Consider the following 18,355-nt stretch of genomic DNA (forward strand, 5'->3'; position numbering starts at 1 on the left):
GCTGATAAAGCGGAAGATAAAAACACGATTAAGTGTGAAGTAAATGAAGTTGTAGAAGGGATAAATGGATATACTATAATTTTTAATAATAAAAACAGTGAAAATATAAATTCGAATTCTCGCATATGGTTCAAAGTTAAAAAAGAAGTTTGGGATAAAATAAATATAAAGGAAAACATATATTTAAAAATTCCAGAAGATACAATTTTGATGTTAGAGTAAATTAACAACTCAAAAAATTATAAATAACTTTCAAATATTTTTTCCAATAAGTCATCTGAGAATGTTTTAATTTCTTGTTCAAGAATAAGGTATTTTTCTAAAAAATCAATGCATTCTGGGGTTAGAGTGGATCCTCCTCCATAAATTCCACCTATTTTTCGTTCTAATAATTTAAAGCCAAGGGCTTCTTCAGCACCCTTTATCATTTTATTAGCTTTTGAATAGGATAAGTTAATTTTCTTTGCAGCAGAATTTAACGATTCACATTCTTTTATACACTCTAAAAGAGATACAACGCCTGGTCCAAAAAAAATATTTTCTTTAGCTAATCGAATTCGTAAAGCACAATGCAAATTTTCCATAATAGTCTCCTGAATTTAAAAAAAACATATATATATATATATATATTATCAAATATTATCAAATATTATAAAAATTGCAATAATTAAAATTATAATTTAATTATTCTTCATTATTTTCCATTAGAATGAGTGAACATAGAATAAATAATGGTAAAAATAACATTAGCAGGCGATAAAAAAGATATAATATAAGAAAATTATATCTTTTTTTTATTAAAAAATGCTTTACTAAAATAAATTATATGATAATATAATAACATAGTGGTTTTGAGGAAAACGATTTTACTACAACTACGTTTTTTTCTGAAATACTAAAAAATTTGATCAGTTGAATTTTTATTGTTAGGACAAGTATAATGTGGAGGTAATTTTATGTTAAAGATACCTAAGGAATGTATTGAACTAATATTTGAACAATCAGGAATCATAGCCATAACGGACGAAAATGCAAAATATATCTATGTAAATAAAAGGTGGCAGCAAGATACAGGAATTTTGGAAAGTGAAGCAATTGGAAAATATGCTTGTGACCTTATAGACGGATCAAGGGCTATGGCGGCTATACAATCTAAAAAATCATATACTGCTGATTATTTTATTAGGAAAAAAGATGGTAGTAGTCTTCCAGGCATTATGACATATAAGCCTATTTTAAAAAACAATGAAGTTTTGTGCTGTTTTATATTTTCATCATTTTTAAGTATAGATCAGGCATATCATTTTCTAGAAAAAATAGAAACTATTAATGCACAATATGAATTTTTAAAGTCAGAAATGTTAAAAAGAAATGGAGCAAAATATAGTCTTGAGGATATCATTGGGAAAAGTGATGCTATAAAAAAACTTAAAGAACAGATTTATCAAGCAGGGTCATCGGACTCAACGGTTCTCATTTCAGGTGAAACTGGTACAGGTAAAGAAATAGTGGCACATTCAATTCATAGCTGCAGCTTAAGAAACATTTTTCCATTTGTAAAGGTAAATTGTTCAGCAATTCCACCAAGTTTAATGGAATCTGAATTTTTTGGATATGAAGAAGGGACTTTTACTGGAGCAAAAAAGGGAGGAAGGCGAGGTAAATTTGAAAAGGCACATTTAGGAAGTATTTTCTTAGATGAAATAAACCAACTTGATTTGTCTATGCAGCCAAAGTTATTGAGAGTATTACAGGAAAAAGAAATAGAGAGATTAGGTAGCAGTGAAAGCATTAGTATTGATTCTCGTGTAATTGCAGCTACGAATGTTTCATTGGAAGAAATGATAAAGAATAACAAATTTCGTGAAGACTTATATTATCGTTTAAATATTATTAACATTTTCATACCGTCCATTCGAGATAGAAGCGAGGATATACCATTATTAGCAAATAATATTATTAGTAAATTAAATATAAAAATGGGAAGAGAAATTGAAGGTATATCCAGAGAAGCATTAGAATATTTGAAACAACGAAATTGGCCCGGCAACGTAAGAGAATTACAAAACATCATTGAAAGGGCAATAAATGTCTCTTGGAAGAATGAGTTAAATTTGGAAGACTTCAAAAAAGAAGAAAAACTTGAAGCAGAAAGACCACGTGACATCAAAAGGGAAGAGTTTACTTACAATGATATAGATAAACCATTAACTGAGAGAAAGAGAAGTCTTGAAAAAGAGGCAATTTTAAAAACGTTAAAGTCTTGCAATAATAATAAATCTAAAACAGCAAAAGTATTAGGAATATCAAGAACTCTTCTTTATCAGAAATTAGAAAAGTATAAAATTAGTTAAATGCAATTTTGTAAACAAAGGTTTACAATGAATGTATAGTTAAGTTTACAGTGTACACGGCGTGTACACTTTTTTTTGTGCATATAAAAGGGATTATTATATAGTAAAATAATTTTTTTTATTGTTTAGTTCGGTGCGTTCAGCTTGTTTAAAATTTTAAATTAAATATTTATAAGTAACTTTTTTTTATTGGCATGTCTCTTGCTATTAATTGGAGTGTGACTGATAGTTATTTAATTAACAATTTTTTAGAACCAAATAAGCTATTAATCAAAAAATCAAGAAGGAAGAAGGTAGTAGAAATGTTTGATTTCACAGACAATCAACTGGAGTTGCAACAAAAGGTACGGGAATTTGTAGCTGAATATATAACCCCAAATCTTAAGTTGATCGACACAGGGGATGTTCCAGAATCAATATTTAAGGCTTGGTTTGAAACTGGACTTGTATGTCTTGTTGCACCAAAAGCAGTAGGTGGAATAGAGCTCGATACAAAAAGTTGCGCTATAATTATGGAGGAGTTAGGATATGGAGATGTTGGAATTGCTACAGCATTTGGTGCTAACAACCTTGGATCGTATCCACTGCTAATTTCTGGAACCTTGGAACAGCAAAAGCAACACTTCGGCCCCATTTTAGAAGGTAAATATGGAGCATTTGCACTTACTGAGCAAGGAGCTGGTTCGGATGCTGGTGCGGTAGCAACAACAGCGGTAAGAGAAGGTAATGAATACATATTAAATGGATCAAAATGCTTTATTACACAAGGCGGTTTTGCCATTGATATGAAATCTTCGATGGTAGTATTTGCTTCTACAGATAGAACAAAAGGAAGTAAAGGACTAAGTGCTTTTCTTGTAAAAGGTGGTACTCCTGGAATCAAGGTTGGAAAAATTGAAGATAAAATGGGGATTAGAGGATCACAAACAGTAGAATTAGTAATAGAAGATCTAAAAGTTCCTGCATCTTCGCTACTTGGATCAGAGGGAGATGGAATGAAAATAGCAATGAAAACACTAGATTCAGGTCGTCTTATGGTTGCTGCACAAGCTGTTGGATGTGGTCAATCAGCATTAGATGCAGCGGTAGAATTTGTAAAAAATCATAAAGAGGGAGTTAAACCTCTTGCAAAGCAACAGGCTATAGCTTTCAAGATTGCCGAAATGGAAGCACATGTTACAGCAGCCAGGTTATTGGTTTACAGAGGAGCTTTATTAAAAGACAGTAAACAACCATATTCTCATCATTCTGCAGTAACAAAACTTTTTGCTACTGATATGGCAATGAAAGTTGCTAATGATGCTTTGGATATAATGGGTACTTATGGTTACACAAAAGATTCTAAAATTGAAAAAATTTGGAGAGATGCAAGGATTCTTTCGATTTATGAAGGAACTAATCAAGTTCAAAGGTTAGTTATTTCCGGCGGATTGCTGAGATAATAAAAGGTAGGAGGTGTTAGAATTGAACTTAGAATTAACAAAAATTCAACAATTGATAAGTAGAAGTATGTCTGATTTTGCAAAAGCTAATTTACAACCAATAGCTTATGAGGATGATAGAAGTGGACGATTTCCAGAAGAAGCTATTGAAGAGATGGCTAAAAATGATTTTTTCAATATTAATGTACCTCAAGATTGTGGTGGAAGAGGAACAGATTTTTATAGCGTAGCTTTAATGGCAGAGGAGTTTGGAAAAGCTAATGGTGCTGCAGCTTCCATAGCTATGGCTCACATTGTTTTAGCAATAGATACTATCGCAAGGCATGGTACTTTGGAACAAAAAGAAAAATATATACCATTGTTAAAAAAAGGTGAAAAATTAGGTGGTTATGCTTTTGCAGAATCTGGTGCATCTTTAGCATCAGGAGAAGAAAAAGTTATTGCATCTAGAAGCGGTCAAGATTATTTATTAACAGGTAAAAAAAATTATGTTGCAAATGGTGGGGTTGCAAATATTTACATCGTTATAGCACAAGTTAGCGAAGAAGAAGGACAAAATAACATTTCTGCTTTTATAGTAGAAGCTGAAGGTGTAAAAGTCACAAGAAATATTGATAAATTAGGATTAAGAGCTTTTCCAACAACAGAATTGGAATTCAATAACACTAAAGCTCAATTGCTTGGAACTGAAAATCAAGGTTTGAAAATTGCAGCAGAGATTCAAGCTCGATTTGATATCGCATCAGCAGCAATAGCCATAGGAATAGGAGAAGCAGCCTTAGAGGAAACTTCTAACCACTGTAAAACACGTATACAGTTTGGCGCTCCAATTGGAAAACTTCAAGCTGTTCAATGGATGCTGGCTGAAATGGCAACTAATTTACACACTCTGAAAACGCTGACCTATCAAGGAGTAGCATGTGTTGATTCAAATGGTGATTATACAAAGGAAGCAACATTTATAAAAATGTTTGCTAGAAAAGCAGCATTTGAAATAGGAACAAATGCAGTTCAGATTCATGGGGGAACTGGCTACAGCAGAGAAGCTAATATTGAAAGATATTTTAGAGATTTGAAAGGTTTATTCTTAGTTGAAAATATAAGCGAATATCCAGAAAAGATTATAGCTGGAAATATATTAAAATAATATATAAAAATTAAAGGAGGTGCCTTAATTGAATATTTTAAATAATTTTGAATATTTTAAACCAAAAACAAAAAGCGAAGCTTTAGAGTTAGTGAAAAATCTAGGCGACAAGGCGAAAATTTTAGCTGGGGGAACAGACCTAATAATTATGATGAAGGAAAAAATGATAAAACCTGAAGCCATAATTGATATAGGTGATATTGATGAACTTAAAGGAATTGAATGTAAAGAAGGATGTGGAGCTGAAATAAAAGCTTGTACAACAATTGAATATATAGAATCTTCAAGCGAACTAGCAAAAAAATATCCAGCACTTACTTTTGCTGCAAGTCAACTTGGGTCAAAACAAGTAAGAGTTATGGCAACTATAGGAGGTAATAGCTGTCATTCATCACCTGCAGCTGAAACTCCTACACCACTTTCAGCACTAGGGGCTAAAGTTGTAATTAGTAGCTTAGAAGGAGATAGAGAATTACCAATTGAGGGGTTCATTCATGGAAATAGAAAAAATGATTTAAAGCCAGGAGAAATTTTATCAAAATTTATACTTCCTGAACCAGTAAAAAATTCAGCATGTCGTTATGGTAATATAGGTCTCAGAAACGCAATGGAAATTGATGCGGTTAATATGGCTGTAAATATAGAATTAGATGAAGATAAAGCTACAATTAAAAATGTAAAACTAGTAATGGGCTCTGTTGCTATAAAACCGTTAGTGTCAGAAAAAGTTCCAACTATATTAAATGGACGAAAGTTAAATGATGAGCTTGTAACAAAAGTTGGTGAAGCTGCACAAAGTGAAGCAAAACCAATTTCAGATGTAAGAGCTTCTGCTGAATATAGAACAGATGTAATAGGTGCTTTGGCACGTAGACTAGTTAAAGAATCATATGAAGCTGCAAGGGAGGCGTAGAGATGGAAAAACAAATAATTAAGTTAGATATAAATAATCAAATTCACGAAGTTGCTGTAACGCCTATGGATCTTTTAGTAGATGTAATAAGAAAACAAATTGGACTTACTGGAACAAAAAAAGGATGCGGTCAAGGGGATTGCGGTGCATGTACTGTTATAATTGATGGAAAAGCACAGCTAGGATGCCTTAAACTTGCCATTGCTTGTGAAGGTAAAAAAATTACAACAATAGAAGGAATTGCAAATCCTGAAACAGGAGAATTGCACCCATTGCAACAATCATTTTTGGATCATGGAGCTGTGCAATGTGGATTTTGTACACCTGGGATGATCTTATCTACAAAAGCATTATTAGATAGCAATCCAAATCCAACAGAAAATGAAATTAAACATGCGCTTGAAGGAAATACATGTCGTTGCACTGGATATATATTGATTCTTGAAGCTATTGAGTCATATGTAAAAGCTCAATCAGAAGGGGAGGTGTAATAAATGGGAAAAATGTATGAAGTATCAAACAAATATAATAACTATAAAGAATATACAAGAGAATTTACTGAAGTAGGAAGAAATATTCCTCGTTTGGACGGAGCAGCAAAGGTTACTGGTAAACAACAATATACAGATGACTTAGTTCTTCCAAGAATGGTATATGGCAAAATTTTAAGAAGCCCATATGCGCATGCAAATATTAAAAGTATTGATTATAGTGAAGCACTTAGATTAGATGGAGTTTTAGGTGTTATTACAGGTGAAGATTGTCCAATACCATATGGGATAGTTCCTCACAACTGTAATGAGACTGCACTAGCAGTTGGAAAAGTTCGCAATTGGGGTGAAAGTGTTGCAGCTGTTGCAGCTATTGATGAAGTTACAGCTGAAAAAGCATTAGAACTTATTAAAGTAGAATATGAAGTTCTTGAAGCTATTGTAGATCCTAGAGAAGCACTAAAAAGAGACGATTTAAGAATACATGAAGATCACCCAAATAACATTGCATATGAAGGTGTTCAAGTTTATGGAGACCCAGATAAGGCTTTAAAAGAATCTTCTTATGTATTAGAACAGGAATATTATTCTTCTTATGTAAATCATGCTTTTCTTGAACCGCAGTCAGCAATAGCTGATTTTGATAAAAATACAGGAAAGCTTCATTTATATGCAACTTGCCAGGTTCCTCACTATACTCATCAACAGCTTTCTAAGGTTCTTGAAATGCCTATGAATAAAATAAGGATAACTGTTCCTCTTCTCGGAGGAGGATTTGGTGGAAAAAGTGTTGCATCACAAGCTGATTTTTGCTCATCAATTCTTTCAAAGAAAATTGGCAGACCAGTTAAAATTACATATGAAAGAAGCGACGTATTTGCAACAAGCAATGGTCGTCACCCATGTTATATGAAATTTAAAATGGGATTTGACAAGGATGGAAAAATTACTGCCGTTGATTTTAACAATATTATGGACGGCGGAGCTTATTCAGGATGGGGTATAGTAGTGTTGTTCTACACAGCATCTATGGTTCATATTCCTTATAAAGTTCCTAATGTTAGGTTTGATGGCAAGAGAATATACACTAACAAACCTACATGTGGTGCTCAACGTGGGCTTGGAGGTGTACAGCCTAGATTTGCAATGGAGCAAATGCTTGATGAAGCTGCAGCTCACTTTGGAATGAGCCCATATGAAATAAGAATGTTGAATGCAGTTGAATCTGGTTATACAGCAAAGAGTATGATGTATGTGCCACACTCAGAATATAAAAAATGTTTAGAAAAAGTAGTTGAAATGTCTGATTACAAAGAAAAACATGGTAAATTACCTTATGGGAAAGGAATAGGACTTTCGGGAGGATATTATATTTCTGGTACATCTTATACACTATATCTTTCTTATAAACCTCATACTGTGGCAACCATTAAAATTGATGAAGAAAATGGCGTAACATTATTCTGTGGAGCTACTGATATAGGTCAGGGTGTAGATACTGTTATGGCTCAGATGACAGCAGAAACACTAGGCGTTAAAACAGAAGACATTCACGTAGTTACAAGAGATACTGAATTATCAACATTTGACCTTGGAACATTCGCAAGTCGTTTAACTTTTGCAACAGGTTGGGCTATCAGACAGGCGGCTGATAAAGTGAATGCAGAATTATTCCCTGTAGCAGCATCTATGATAAGTTGTAGAGGAGATGAAGTTGCGGTTAAAGATGGTATGTTTTATTCAATTTATGAAAAGAAGAAAAAACATGTGCCATGGGCGGATGTAGTAACAATGTACATTGAATCAAATGGACCGCTTTCATGCACGGGACAGTTCACTCCTCCAAGACGTAAAGGAATTCAACAAGGTGGAAATATTGGACACTCACCAACATTTGGTTTTAGTGCTCAAATTGCAGAAGTAGATGTTGACCTTGAAACAGGTAAGGTAAATGTTACTAAAATTACAGAAGCAGGTGATTGTGGTCAACCAATTAATCCAATGAGTTGTGACGGTCAAGTTCATGGTTCAATACAAATGGGATTAGGTCAGGCATTGTATGAAGAAATGAAAGTTGCAGCAGATGGAAGAATGCTTAATCCATCATTCCACGATTATAAACTTCCTACTATTTCTGATATGCCAAAAATAGAGGCTTCTATTGTTGAATCATATGATCCATCAGCACCATATGGAGGTAAAGAATCTGGAGAAGGGCCTATACAACCTACTATACCTGCAATATTTAATGCGGTATATGATGCAATAGGTGTGAGATTTACAGAAATGCCTTTAACTCCTGAAAAAGTATTAAATGCTATTAAAACAAACAAAGTTGGCAAATAAACTATTTCAAGAAATAAAAACTTTTTTCTAGGATTTATTTATAGGCTTAAATTACAGTGACAGCTTGCTGTCACTGTAAAACAAGATATGTGAGATAAGAGGTGGAAAAATGAAATCTAAAAATTTAGCAACTCAAATTTTTGTGGGAAAAACCTTGAATTGTGAAATTAAAATAAATAGTAAAGTGAATTCATATGGGCTCTATAATAGTAGTTTCCTATAGATGTTTACTCGTAAAAAAATAAACTTATTAAGAAAAGAGGAGAACAGAAATGAGAGAATTAAAATTTAGAGCTTGGGATGATGAAGCTAAAAGAATGTACTCACCAGAAGGATTAGAACAACCAGAAATTCAAGATAATACAAAAAAAACAATTTACTCATATTTATCTTTTGGAGTACTTTGTATCTATGACTTTAGGGATAAAGAACCTATCGAGTTTGTTCCTATGCAATCTACAGATTGGTATGATAAGAATAATAAGGAAATTTATGAGGGAGATATTGTTCAGATTGGTGATACTATTCATCAAATTATTTGGAGTGAAGATATAGCTGGCTTTGTAGTTTTATCTACAGATGGTATGGCTTTAATGGGAGGAGATTACTTAAGAGACGAAATAGAAATAATTGGAAACATTTATGAAAATCACGATTTAATAAATTATAAATGTTAGGAGGAATTTAAAATGAGATTAAAAGACACAAAGTTCCTCTTGAATTTGTTAAATGATAAAATGGTAGATTTTTATTTAGAAGATGATATGTTTGAAATTGAGGGAAAAGCAAAGGCAGTTAAAGGAGAAATTATTATTGAGGTGCTTTACGCTGTAGAACATATTATGGAAATGAGCGGGGAGTTTCTAAAGATTCAAGATAGAAATAGAAAATTATTTGCACAAAGAATTGATACAGGAAAGATTTTTGAAATGGAGATTAACCGTGTTTATGATAAGTTAAAAGATCCAATAGTAGAAGATTTTCTTGAAATGAAAAAATTAGGTGTTGAACAATTTTTTAAAAAAGATACAGATACATTAGTTTGGTTTGATGATGAAACAGAAAAATGGGTTATTGAATTAAATAAAATTAATATGTATTTTTGTGGAGAAAGAACTTCTTACAGCACATTGGAGCAATTGTTTGATTCAAATAAAGAATATATAGATGGAATCTGGCAGGCTGTTTACTTTAGTTCGGAAGCAGAACTAGTCCAAATTGATATTAGTAGATAGAAAGAGGAGTTGCTATGGGAAAAGTAATTATTGAATCTAACTATAGAAGGTTCGATCCAGTGGGGCAAAGCGAAATGTGTGAAAATTGTCCATCTAGTTGTAAAACATCATGTGCTAGAATGATGATGGCAAATCACGACATCGATGAAGAGCAAGACTTTAAGGACTTTGAGGATTTGAGAAAATACAAAAAAAATTTAAAGAAATGACACCATTTTATCAGATGATTTAGTCTTGAAAATTATTTCTTAAATCCTAATTCGTCAAACTACAAATGAAATGAACTATAGTAGTGATTGTTAAATAATAATCAAAAAATGGAGGTAATAAAATGGATCTCAAAAAGAAAAGATGGTTTATTCTTGGTGCAAGTTTGATAATTAACCTTTGTATAGGCTCTGGTTATGCTTGGAGTGTTTATGCAGGACCACTTATTAAAACATTCGGTTGGACTGCTGCTGCAACAGCTTTAACGTTCACTATTGCTAATGCAATTAGCCCTGTTTGTATGATTACAGGAGGAAAAATTCAGGATAAATTTGGTCCAAAGTGGGTTATTTTTTCAGGAGGAATACTATTTGGCGGTGGTATTTTATTGTCTGGATTTACTAAATCTTTAACTTGGTTGTATATAAGTTATGGAATTATAGCTGGTAATGGGATGGGTCTTGTTTATAGTTGTACAATTGCAAATACAGTAAAGTTTTTCCCTGATAAAAGAGGACTAGTGTCAGGTTTAGCTACTGCAGGTTATGGGTTTGGTCCGGTTTTATTAGCACCAATTTCACAAAGTTTAATTGCTAGCAATGGAGTGTTGTTTACTTTTAGAACATTAGGAACGGTGTACATTATTGTTATATTAATAGGTTCACAGTTTATAGCTAAAGCACCAGCAGGTTACAAGCCAGAAGGTTGGGAACCACCAGCAGTGACATCAAATTCTGCTGTAACAGGCAAAGACAAAACTTGGTCTCAAATGCTTGCAGATCCTCTGTTTTATTTGTTGTTTACAATGCTTACAATTGGTGCTACATCTGGACTAATGATTATCAGTCAGGCTTCTCCAATTGCACAAGAAATTATAGGTGTAAGCCCACAACAAGCTGCATTTGCAGTAAGTTTAGTTGCTATTGCAAACATGAGTGGACGTGTTGGATGGGGAGCTATTTCTGACAAAATTGGCAGATATAATGCATTGCCGATTATGTATTTAATTTCTGCAGGGGCTATGTTTTCTTTATCAACTGTAGGAAGTGGTCAATTTGGACTTTTTATAATATTTGCAATGCTAATAGGCTTTTGCTTTGGTGGATTTATGGGAGTGTTTCCAGCCTTAACTGCTGATAGTTTTGGTCCTAAGAATAATGGTGTAAACTATGGATTTATGTTTGCTGGATTTGCTCTTGGTGGATATATAGGACCTATCATGGCAGCTACTATTAAATCAAGTAATAATGGAGATTATACAAATGCATTTCTAATAGCAGTAGCTATGAGTTTGGGAGGAATTGCAATTACCTATATTGTTAAGTCAATGAGAAAAAAAGCATCGCAAGTTGCAGAATTAAAAAAAATTTAACTTAATAGTCTTGCATCTATTTAAATAAAGTTTATATACGAGGTGGTGTAAGTTTGAGCCTAATAGATAGTATGAGGAAAATTGAGATTACTGTGCTTAATGTTGACAGCATACCATGCAGTATAATTGGTAATAATATGATTTTTAATTTTGAAGGCAAAATGTTAACAAAGCCTTGGATTCTTAAATGGCCAATGCCATGGATAGAAAAAGAATTTATAAAAATAGCTTTAGAACAGGAGTCTGTTACTAAAAAAACATACAAAAGAATATACAATCATGAAGAGCCTGACCAATACGTAGATGTATTAGTTTATAGCTATATTGACTTAACGGTTTCTCAATTGGTAGATCAAATATCAGATTATTATCCGGATAGAGAAGCTGTGGTAAATAATAGTGGAAGCATACGATTAAAATATAAGTACTTAAAAAAACAAATATCAAATCTGGCAAAAGGACTATTATCTATTGGTGTACAAAAAGATGACAAAATATCTGTATGGGCAGTTAATTCTCCTGAGTTTATAATAGCTCAATTTGGTATTTGCAAGGCAGGAGGAATTTTTGTTCCGCTAAATGCATATGAAAAGCAAAATAGAATGGAAGTTTTGCTAAAAAGTTCAGATACAAATACCTTAATCATGCAAGTAGGTTACAAATCGACTGAAAATATTGAATTGCTTTATAGTATGATTCCTGAACTCAAAGAATGCATTAAGGGAAATTTAAAATCTGAAAAATTTCCTATGTTGAAAAATGTTATTGTAATAAGCGAAGATGAGTATTCTGGAATGTTTAAATGGACAGACATTTTAGAATATGGAGAAAATTTAGCAGATGATGTTTTAGATGAATGTCAGAAAAATTTTAATCATGATGATGTCGCTCATATTATTTTTACGTCAGGAAGTACTGGGACACCTAAAGGTGTTATGTTGAGCCATGAGAATATAATTGAAAATGCAGAATCAATGTCGGATAGAATGGAACTAACTGAAAATGATATTATGTGTATACAGGCACCTTTGTTTCACTGTTTTGGGACTGTAGCATGTTCAATGGCCGCAGTTACTAAGGGATGTTCTATGATTATGGTAAAAAAGTTCAAGACTGAAAATACGCTAGCTTTAATAGAGAGAGAAAAATGTACTGTTTTGTCTGGTGTACCAACATTGTTTGTTGCTTGCATTGAGCAAATGCAAAAAACATATTACGATACTTCATCTATAAGGACTGGAATTGTTGCAGGTGCGTCATGCTCTAGTAAAATGATTGAAGAAATTAATAGCGTAATGGGAATTCAAAATATTATTGTTTCTTATGGACTTACGGAAACTTCACCATGTGTTACTGCTACATATGCGAACGATTCGCTTGAAATAAGAACAACAACTGTAGGAAAAACAGTTCCTGGAGTTGAAGTTAAAATTATGGATGTTTCTACAAAAGCAAGTGCTGCATCAGGACAGGACGGGGAAATATTAGTTAAAGGATATAATGTTATGAAAGGGTATTATAAAATGCATGAAGAAACTGAAAAGGCTATAGACAATGAAGGATGGCTGCATACAGGAGATATTGGTTGTTTAACTCATGATGGTTATTTATGTATGAAGGGAAGAAGTAAAGATATAATCATAAGAAGTGGTGAAAATATAAGTCCAATGGAAATAGAAAATTATCTATTAACACATGAAGACGTTTCGGAAGTATGTGTAATAGGAGTTCCGGACTACCTTTGTGGTGAAGAAATCATGGCATTTGTTAAGTTGGAAGGTAAAATAAACCTTACAGAAGACGAAATTAAAGAATTTTGCAAAGGGAAAATTGCATCAAATAAAATACCTAGATATATAGTTTTTGTTGAAGAATTTCCTTTGTCTGATTCTGGGAAAATTTTAAAAAGAGAATTACGTAAATTAGCCTTAAAAATAATTGAAAATAAAGAAGTTTGTGAATGTCAAGTTTAAAATTACAATTATAAAGGAGATATTAATATGGCGAAGGTAATTAGTTTAAAAGAAGCTGCAAATTTATTTCAGGATAATATAACAGTTGCTTCTGCATCGTTTGGTTTGGCTGGCTGGCCAGAAGAAATTGCAATAGCAGTTAGTAATAGATTTGACGATACTGGGCATCCCCAAAATATTACTCATGTGCATGCGGCTGGAATAGGAAACTGGGGAAAAGGTCCAAAAGGCGAGAGGGGAGAATGTGTTTGGGCTAAGGACGGTTTATTGACTAAATTTATTGGCTCACATGCAGGATCATCACCTACATTAATAAACAAGATTGTAGAAAATAAAATAATGGCATGGAATTTACCACTAGGTACCTTAATCCAATTATTTCATGAAGAAGGCAGAAATGCTCCTGGATTGCTTTCTAAAACGGGGCTCGGAACATTTGTAGATCCTCGCTATGATGGAGGAAAACTTAACCCAATGACAAAAGAAAGTGGAGAAGAGGTCGTTGTACATATACCTGATTTTTTTGGAGAAGAATATTTGTTCTATAAGTCAATTCCTATTGACATTGGATTTATGAGAGGTACGACTGCTGATGAAAATGGTAATATAACATGTGAAAAAGAAGCTTTAAATCTAGAGATGTTATCAATTGCTCAAGCAGCTAAGGCAAATGGCGGTATAGTAATTGTACAAGTGGAATCAATTGCAAAAGCTGGTTCTTTAAATCCAAAACTTGTTAAAGTTCCTGGAATTTATGTAGATTATATAGTTGTTTCTGAAGACCCAGAAAACATAATGCAAACGCAGGGAACAAAATTTAACAGAGCATTTACTGGTGAAGTTAGAATTCCATTAGAAGGAAATCTTCAACCAATTCCTTTTGATGAAAAAAAAGTTATGCTTCGACGTTTAACTATGGAAATAAAACCTGGATATAAGTGTAACTTTGGTATAGGGACTCCTACTTATACAGGGAATGTTATGTCTGAAGAGGGTTGTGCTGATAAAATAACAATGATTTCAGAATCTGGAAGCATTGGCGGAGTGCCAGGAGGAGGAAATGATTTTGGTGCGCATTGGAATATTGAAGCATCTTGTGATCAGGGAGATCATTTCAGTTTCTTTGATGGGGGTGGATTAGATTTTGGTGTATTTGGATTAAGCGAAGTAGATAAAGATGGAAATGTAAATACAAGTCTCTTAAATGGAAAAATCATGGGAGTAGGTGGATTTTTAAATATCGCAGCTACCGCTAAGAATGCAATGTTTATTGGTACATTCACGGCAGGCGGTATTAAATGTAAAGTTGAGGAAGGAAAAATGATTATAGTTAAAGAAGGTAAATTTAAAAAATTTGTAAAAAGTTGTCCTCAACTTACATTTAACGCAGATCAATCACTAAAAAAAGGAAATCGAATTTTATTTATAACTGAAAGATGTGTAATAGAAAGAACAACAGACGGAATGGTACTTGTTGAAATAGCACCAGGCATAGATTTACAAACTCAGATATTAGATCAAATGGAATTTGCTCCGATTATTCCTGTGGGCGGACCTAAATTAATGGACCCAGAAATTTTCTATCCTACATGGGGAAAATTGAAGGAAATTATGGATAGTAAATAATTTTACCCACAATTATCTCACAGATATTTTAATAGGGAACCGAAGTGTTTGTTTTTTTCGGTTCCCCATAATAATTTGAGTTTTTCAGCTTAACTATAAAGCAAATTAGTATAGAAATTTGATTATTTTTTAAGAAGTTTTTATGTGAATTCGTTGTATTTAGAAAAAACTAACGATTGGAGGTTACTATGAATGAATCACGTAAAATTTATATTATAAGGCATTGTGAGCCACAGTTTCTAAATAACATACCAATTTGTATAAGTAAAACAGATATTCCTTTAAGTGATAAAGGGATAAAGAAAGCAAAAGAATTGAAAAATTATTTTTCCCGTATGAATGTAAAAAGTGTTTATTCAAGCCCTCTTGCTAGAGCAAAAAAAACAGCTGAAATTATTGCTGACAATAAAATAAGTGTTGAAATTAAAGATGATTTTTCGGAATTTAATATTGGAAAATGGGATGGAATGACTTTTGCAGAAATAAAAGAGATATATCCTAAGGAATATAAAGATCGTGGAGAAGATTTGGAAAATTACATTGTTGAAGGTGGAGAAAGTATGGCAATGTGCAGAGATAGAGCGCTGAAGGAACTTTGGAATACAATTGTAAAGTCTAATGGAAATATAATTATCGTAGCACATGCAGGCGTAAATAGAGCTATTATATCATCAATATTAGGAATAAGTATAAAGGAAAGCTTTTTATTTCGTCATGATTACGGAAGTGTTAATACAGTTATTTATGATGGGGACAAACTAAAAGTAATCAAGGTTGGTGAAGTTGTTTAAATATCTCTAAGTATCTGATTGAAATATATTATTACTTAGGTATTATTTTAATTTGCAATAGGAGGAAATATGAATTTTTATAAAGCATTGCAGGAAATAGATAAAAATAAAAAGAATATAGTTGTTACAATTATATCTGGTGAAAACATAGGGGATAAGATTTTATTATCTGAGGGGAAAATCGTTTTTAGTAATAGTAATACAGTTGATTGGGATAATATAATTTCATTTATTCCAACTAATAATAAAAGTCAAGTATTGACTATTAATGGTAATAAAGTATATTTTGAATTTATACGTCAAAGTTATAACGTGGTAGTTTGCGGAGCTGGTCATATTTCAATGGCAATTATAAAAATGTGCAAAATACTTGATTTAAATGTTACTGTAATTGATGATAGGCTAAACTTTGCAAATGATGCAATAAGGGCAGGAGCTAACAATGTTATATGTGAACCATTTGAAAAAGCCTTGGATAATATTTATGGTGATAATGGAACATTTTTTATCATAGTTACTAGAGGGCATAGATATGATCAAACATGCTTAGAAAAGATAATTAATAAGGAAAATGCATATATAGGCATGATTGGAAGTAAAGTAAGAGTTAGAAAAGTATTAGATTATTTGGAGGAGAAAGGTATACAACAAGTAAAATTGAATAATATTTATACTCCAATAGGATTGAAAATAGGGGCTGAAACTCCAGCAGAGATAGCAGTAGCAATAATGGCAGAAATAATTGAAGTTAAGAACAAAGAAATTGGGTCTAGTACTTATAGTGATGAGTTATTAACAGCTTTATTTTCTGAAAATTATTACAATATACCTAAAGCCATAGTTACTATCGTATCAAGGAAGGGATCAGCTCCAAGAGAAATAGGAACAAAGATGGCAGTCTTAAAAGATGGAACAATGATAGGAACAATTGGAGGAGGTTGTGTTGAATCTAGTATTAGACAATCTGCTTTTAGCTGCATTGATAATCAAAAATGTAAGTTGATTCAAGTTGACATGACTGGTAGAGAAGCAGAAGATGAAGGAATGGTTTGTGGTGGAATAGTTGAAATATTTATTGACCAAATAAAATGTATTTAGTAAAAAACAAGTAAGTAAAGTTAAAAAATATTTTTATGTCTACTATGGAGGTTGAATGTGAAAAAAAATAAAATTGGTGTGGTAATTGTTGCTGGTGGGTTGTCTTCTCGTATGAAAGCGTTTAAACCACTGTTGACAATTGGCAATAAAACGATGATTGAAACAACAATAGAAAATTATATGTTTCTTGGAGCGACTGAAATTGTTGTAGTTACCGGGTATAGAGAAAATGATATTAAGGAAAAACTTAAAAATTATAAAATAAGTTTTGTTAAAAATGAAAATTATGAAAGTACTCAAATGTTCGATTCTGTATGCATTGGGTTAGGAAATTTAAAGGAAAAAGTCGACATGGTATTCATTTCACCTTCTGATAGTCCCTTTGTACAAAACTTTACATTAAAAAGCATGATAAAGGAGATGGAAATTACTGATGAACTAAGTTTTAATATTATACAACCAAATTATGCAGGTAAAAAAGGTCACCCCATATTACTTAGACAGGAAGCAATAAGTGGTATATTAGGGTACGATGGAACAATGGGCTTGCAAGGTGCAATTGCTAAAATGAATAGCAGTTGTAAAAACATAGCCTTTGTTGATCCTGGAATTATTATGGATGCAGATATAAAAAATGATTTTTTAAAACTTATAGAATATAATGAAAATAAAAATTGTCCGTCATATGAGCTATGCGAAGAGATTCAAAACTACTTTCAATTGCCTGAAGAAGTAAAATTACATTCCAATAAAGTTTTGGAAGTAGCTGTAAATTTTTGTGATAGTTTGTATGAAAAAGGGATTTTATTGAATAGAAAAAATGTTATTGCAGCAAGCCTGCTTCATGATATAGCAAAAGGTATGACAAAACATGCAGATGTTGGTGCAAAGTGGCTTTTAGATATGGGGTATGAAGAAGTTTCGAAAATTGTTGCAGAACATATGGAACTTAATACAATTTCTGAGGTTCCAACAGAAAAGGAAGTTGTATATTTGGCTGATAAGTTAGTTAAGGCTAATAACGTAGTTACAATACAACAAAGATTTGCTTATAAAGAAGAATTGTATAAAAACAATAAAACTGCAATGGAAGCTATTAAAAAAAGGAAAGCACAAGCTTTGTATATATCTAACATGATTTTTGAATTGTGTAAGGTCAATAAATTTAATGTTGATAACTCAATAGAAATAAACCTAAATCTAATCAGTTAGTTGAGTTGCTTAGGAACTGTAAAATAATAGGAGGAATAAATGAAACAAATTAAAACAGTGGATGCAGTAGGGCAAGTTTTATGCCACGATATAACACAAATAATCAAAGGTGTGAAAAAGGATGTAGCATTCAAAAAAGGTCATGTAA

General features: G+C 32.4%; 16 protein-coding genes and 2 pseudogenes. 17 read left to right on the plus strand and 1 reads right to left on the minus strand.

Translation table 11 applies throughout. The features are described from left to right. Window positions 1-222, plus strand: a pseudogene (locus J2Z76_RS16275) (sulfate/molybdate ABC transporter ATP-binding protein); the annotation flags it as partial. Between the two features lie 17 nt (window positions 223-239). Here J2Z76_RS16275 and J2Z76_RS16280 read toward each other — a convergent pair. After that, the gene (locus J2Z76_RS16280) at window positions 240-584 is read right to left on the minus strand and encodes a winged helix-turn-helix domain-containing protein (protein WP_209513120.1); all 345 of its coding nucleotides are present in this window, start codon (window positions 582-584) and stop codon (window positions 240-242) included. A gap of 372 nt (window positions 585-956) precedes the next feature. Here J2Z76_RS16280 and J2Z76_RS16285 point away from each other — a divergent pair, with 372 nt between their 5' ends. The 16 genes and pseudogenes from J2Z76_RS16285 to J2Z76_RS16750 form a co-directional block, all read left to right on the plus strand. Then, the gene (locus tag J2Z76_RS16285) at window positions 957-2,354 is read left to right on the plus strand and encodes a sigma-54 interaction domain-containing protein (RefSeq protein WP_209513121.1); all 1,398 of its coding nucleotides are present in this window, start codon (window positions 957-959) and stop codon (window positions 2,352-2,354) included. Window positions 2,355-2,548: 194 nt separating this feature from the next. Then, window positions 2,549-3,796, plus strand: coding sequence for an acyl-CoA dehydrogenase family protein (locus J2Z76_RS16290; RefSeq protein ID WP_245210498.1), 1,248 nt, complete (start codon window positions 2,549-2,551; stop codon window positions 3,794-3,796). A 22-nt stretch (window positions 3,797-3,818) separates the two neighbouring features. Next, a complete protein-coding gene (locus J2Z76_RS16295) occupies window positions 3,819-4,943 on the plus strand; it encodes an acyl-CoA dehydrogenase family protein (protein WP_209513122.1) in 1,125 nt (374 codons plus the stop codon). 28 nt (window positions 4,944-4,971) lie between these two features. After that, complete coding sequence (locus J2Z76_RS16300; protein WP_209513123.1) at window positions 4,972-5,856, plus strand: FAD binding domain-containing protein; 885 nt, start codon at window positions 4,972-4,974, stop codon at window positions 5,854-5,856. A 2-nt stretch (window positions 5,857-5,858) separates the two neighbouring features. Further along, window positions 5,859-6,347, plus strand: a complete 489-nt coding sequence (locus J2Z76_RS16305) for a (2Fe-2S)-binding protein (RefSeq protein ID WP_209513124.1) — start codon at window positions 5,859-5,861, stop codon at window positions 6,345-6,347. Window positions 6,348-6,350: 3 nt separating this feature from the next. Beyond that, on the plus strand, window positions 6,351-8,693 hold the full coding sequence (locus J2Z76_RS16310) for a xanthine dehydrogenase family protein molybdopterin-binding subunit (RefSeq protein ID WP_209513125.1): 2,343 nt from the start codon (window positions 6,351-6,353) through the stop codon (window positions 8,691-8,693). 272 nt (window positions 8,694-8,965) lie between these two features. Continuing rightward, window positions 8,966-9,370, plus strand: a complete 405-nt coding sequence (locus tag J2Z76_RS16315; RefSeq protein ID WP_209513126.1) for a YopX family protein — start codon at window positions 8,966-8,968, stop codon at window positions 9,368-9,370. Between the two features lie 12 nt (window positions 9,371-9,382). Beyond that, on the plus strand, window positions 9,383-9,928 hold the full coding sequence (locus J2Z76_RS16320) for a hypothetical protein (RefSeq protein ID WP_209513127.1): 546 nt from the start codon (window positions 9,383-9,385) through the stop codon (window positions 9,926-9,928). A gap of 14 nt (window positions 9,929-9,942) precedes the next feature. Further along, the gene (locus J2Z76_RS16325; RefSeq protein WP_209513128.1) at window positions 9,943-10,137 is read left to right on the plus strand and encodes a hypothetical protein; all 195 of its coding nucleotides are present in this window, start codon (window positions 9,943-9,945) and stop codon (window positions 10,135-10,137) included. A 122-nt stretch (window positions 10,138-10,259) separates the two neighbouring features. Then, window positions 10,260-11,507: an L-lactate MFS transporter gene (locus tag J2Z76_RS16330; protein WP_209513129.1), complete on the plus strand. Its 1,248-nt coding sequence runs from the start codon at window positions 10,260-10,262 to the stop codon at window positions 11,505-11,507. Between the two features lie 53 nt (window positions 11,508-11,560). After that, complete coding sequence (locus J2Z76_RS16335) at window positions 11,561-13,480, plus strand: AMP-binding protein (RefSeq protein ID WP_209513130.1); 1,920 nt, start codon at window positions 11,561-11,563, stop codon at window positions 13,478-13,480. Between the two features lie 27 nt (window positions 13,481-13,507). Then, window positions 13,508-15,106: an acyl CoA:acetate/3-ketoacid CoA transferase gene (locus tag J2Z76_RS16340; RefSeq protein ID WP_209513131.1), complete on the plus strand. Its 1,599-nt coding sequence runs from the start codon at window positions 13,508-13,510 to the stop codon at window positions 15,104-15,106. A 188-nt stretch (window positions 15,107-15,294) separates the two neighbouring features. Continuing rightward, window positions 15,295-15,897 (plus strand): histidine phosphatase family protein, encoded by a 603-nt coding sequence (locus J2Z76_RS16345; protein WP_209513132.1) that lies wholly within the window; start codon window positions 15,295-15,297, stop codon window positions 15,895-15,897. Window positions 15,898-15,966: 69 nt separating this feature from the next. After that, window positions 15,967-16,995: an XdhC family protein gene (locus J2Z76_RS16350; RefSeq protein WP_209513133.1), complete on the plus strand. Its 1,029-nt coding sequence runs from the start codon at window positions 15,967-15,969 to the stop codon at window positions 16,993-16,995. A 57-nt stretch (window positions 16,996-17,052) separates the two neighbouring features. Beyond that, the gene (locus J2Z76_RS16355; RefSeq protein WP_209513134.1) at window positions 17,053-18,207 is read left to right on the plus strand and encodes a DVU_1551 family NTP transferase; all 1,155 of its coding nucleotides are present in this window, start codon (window positions 17,053-17,055) and stop codon (window positions 18,205-18,207) included. Window positions 18,208-18,246: 39 nt separating this feature from the next. Further along, a pseudogene (locus tag J2Z76_RS16750) lies at window positions 18,247-18,355 on the plus strand (molybdopterin-binding protein); the annotation flags it as partial.

The organism is Sedimentibacter acidaminivorans, assembly GCF_017873955.1.
GTDB lineage: Bacteria > Bacillota > Clostridia > Tissierellales > Sedimentibacteraceae > Sedimentibacter > Sedimentibacter acidaminivorans.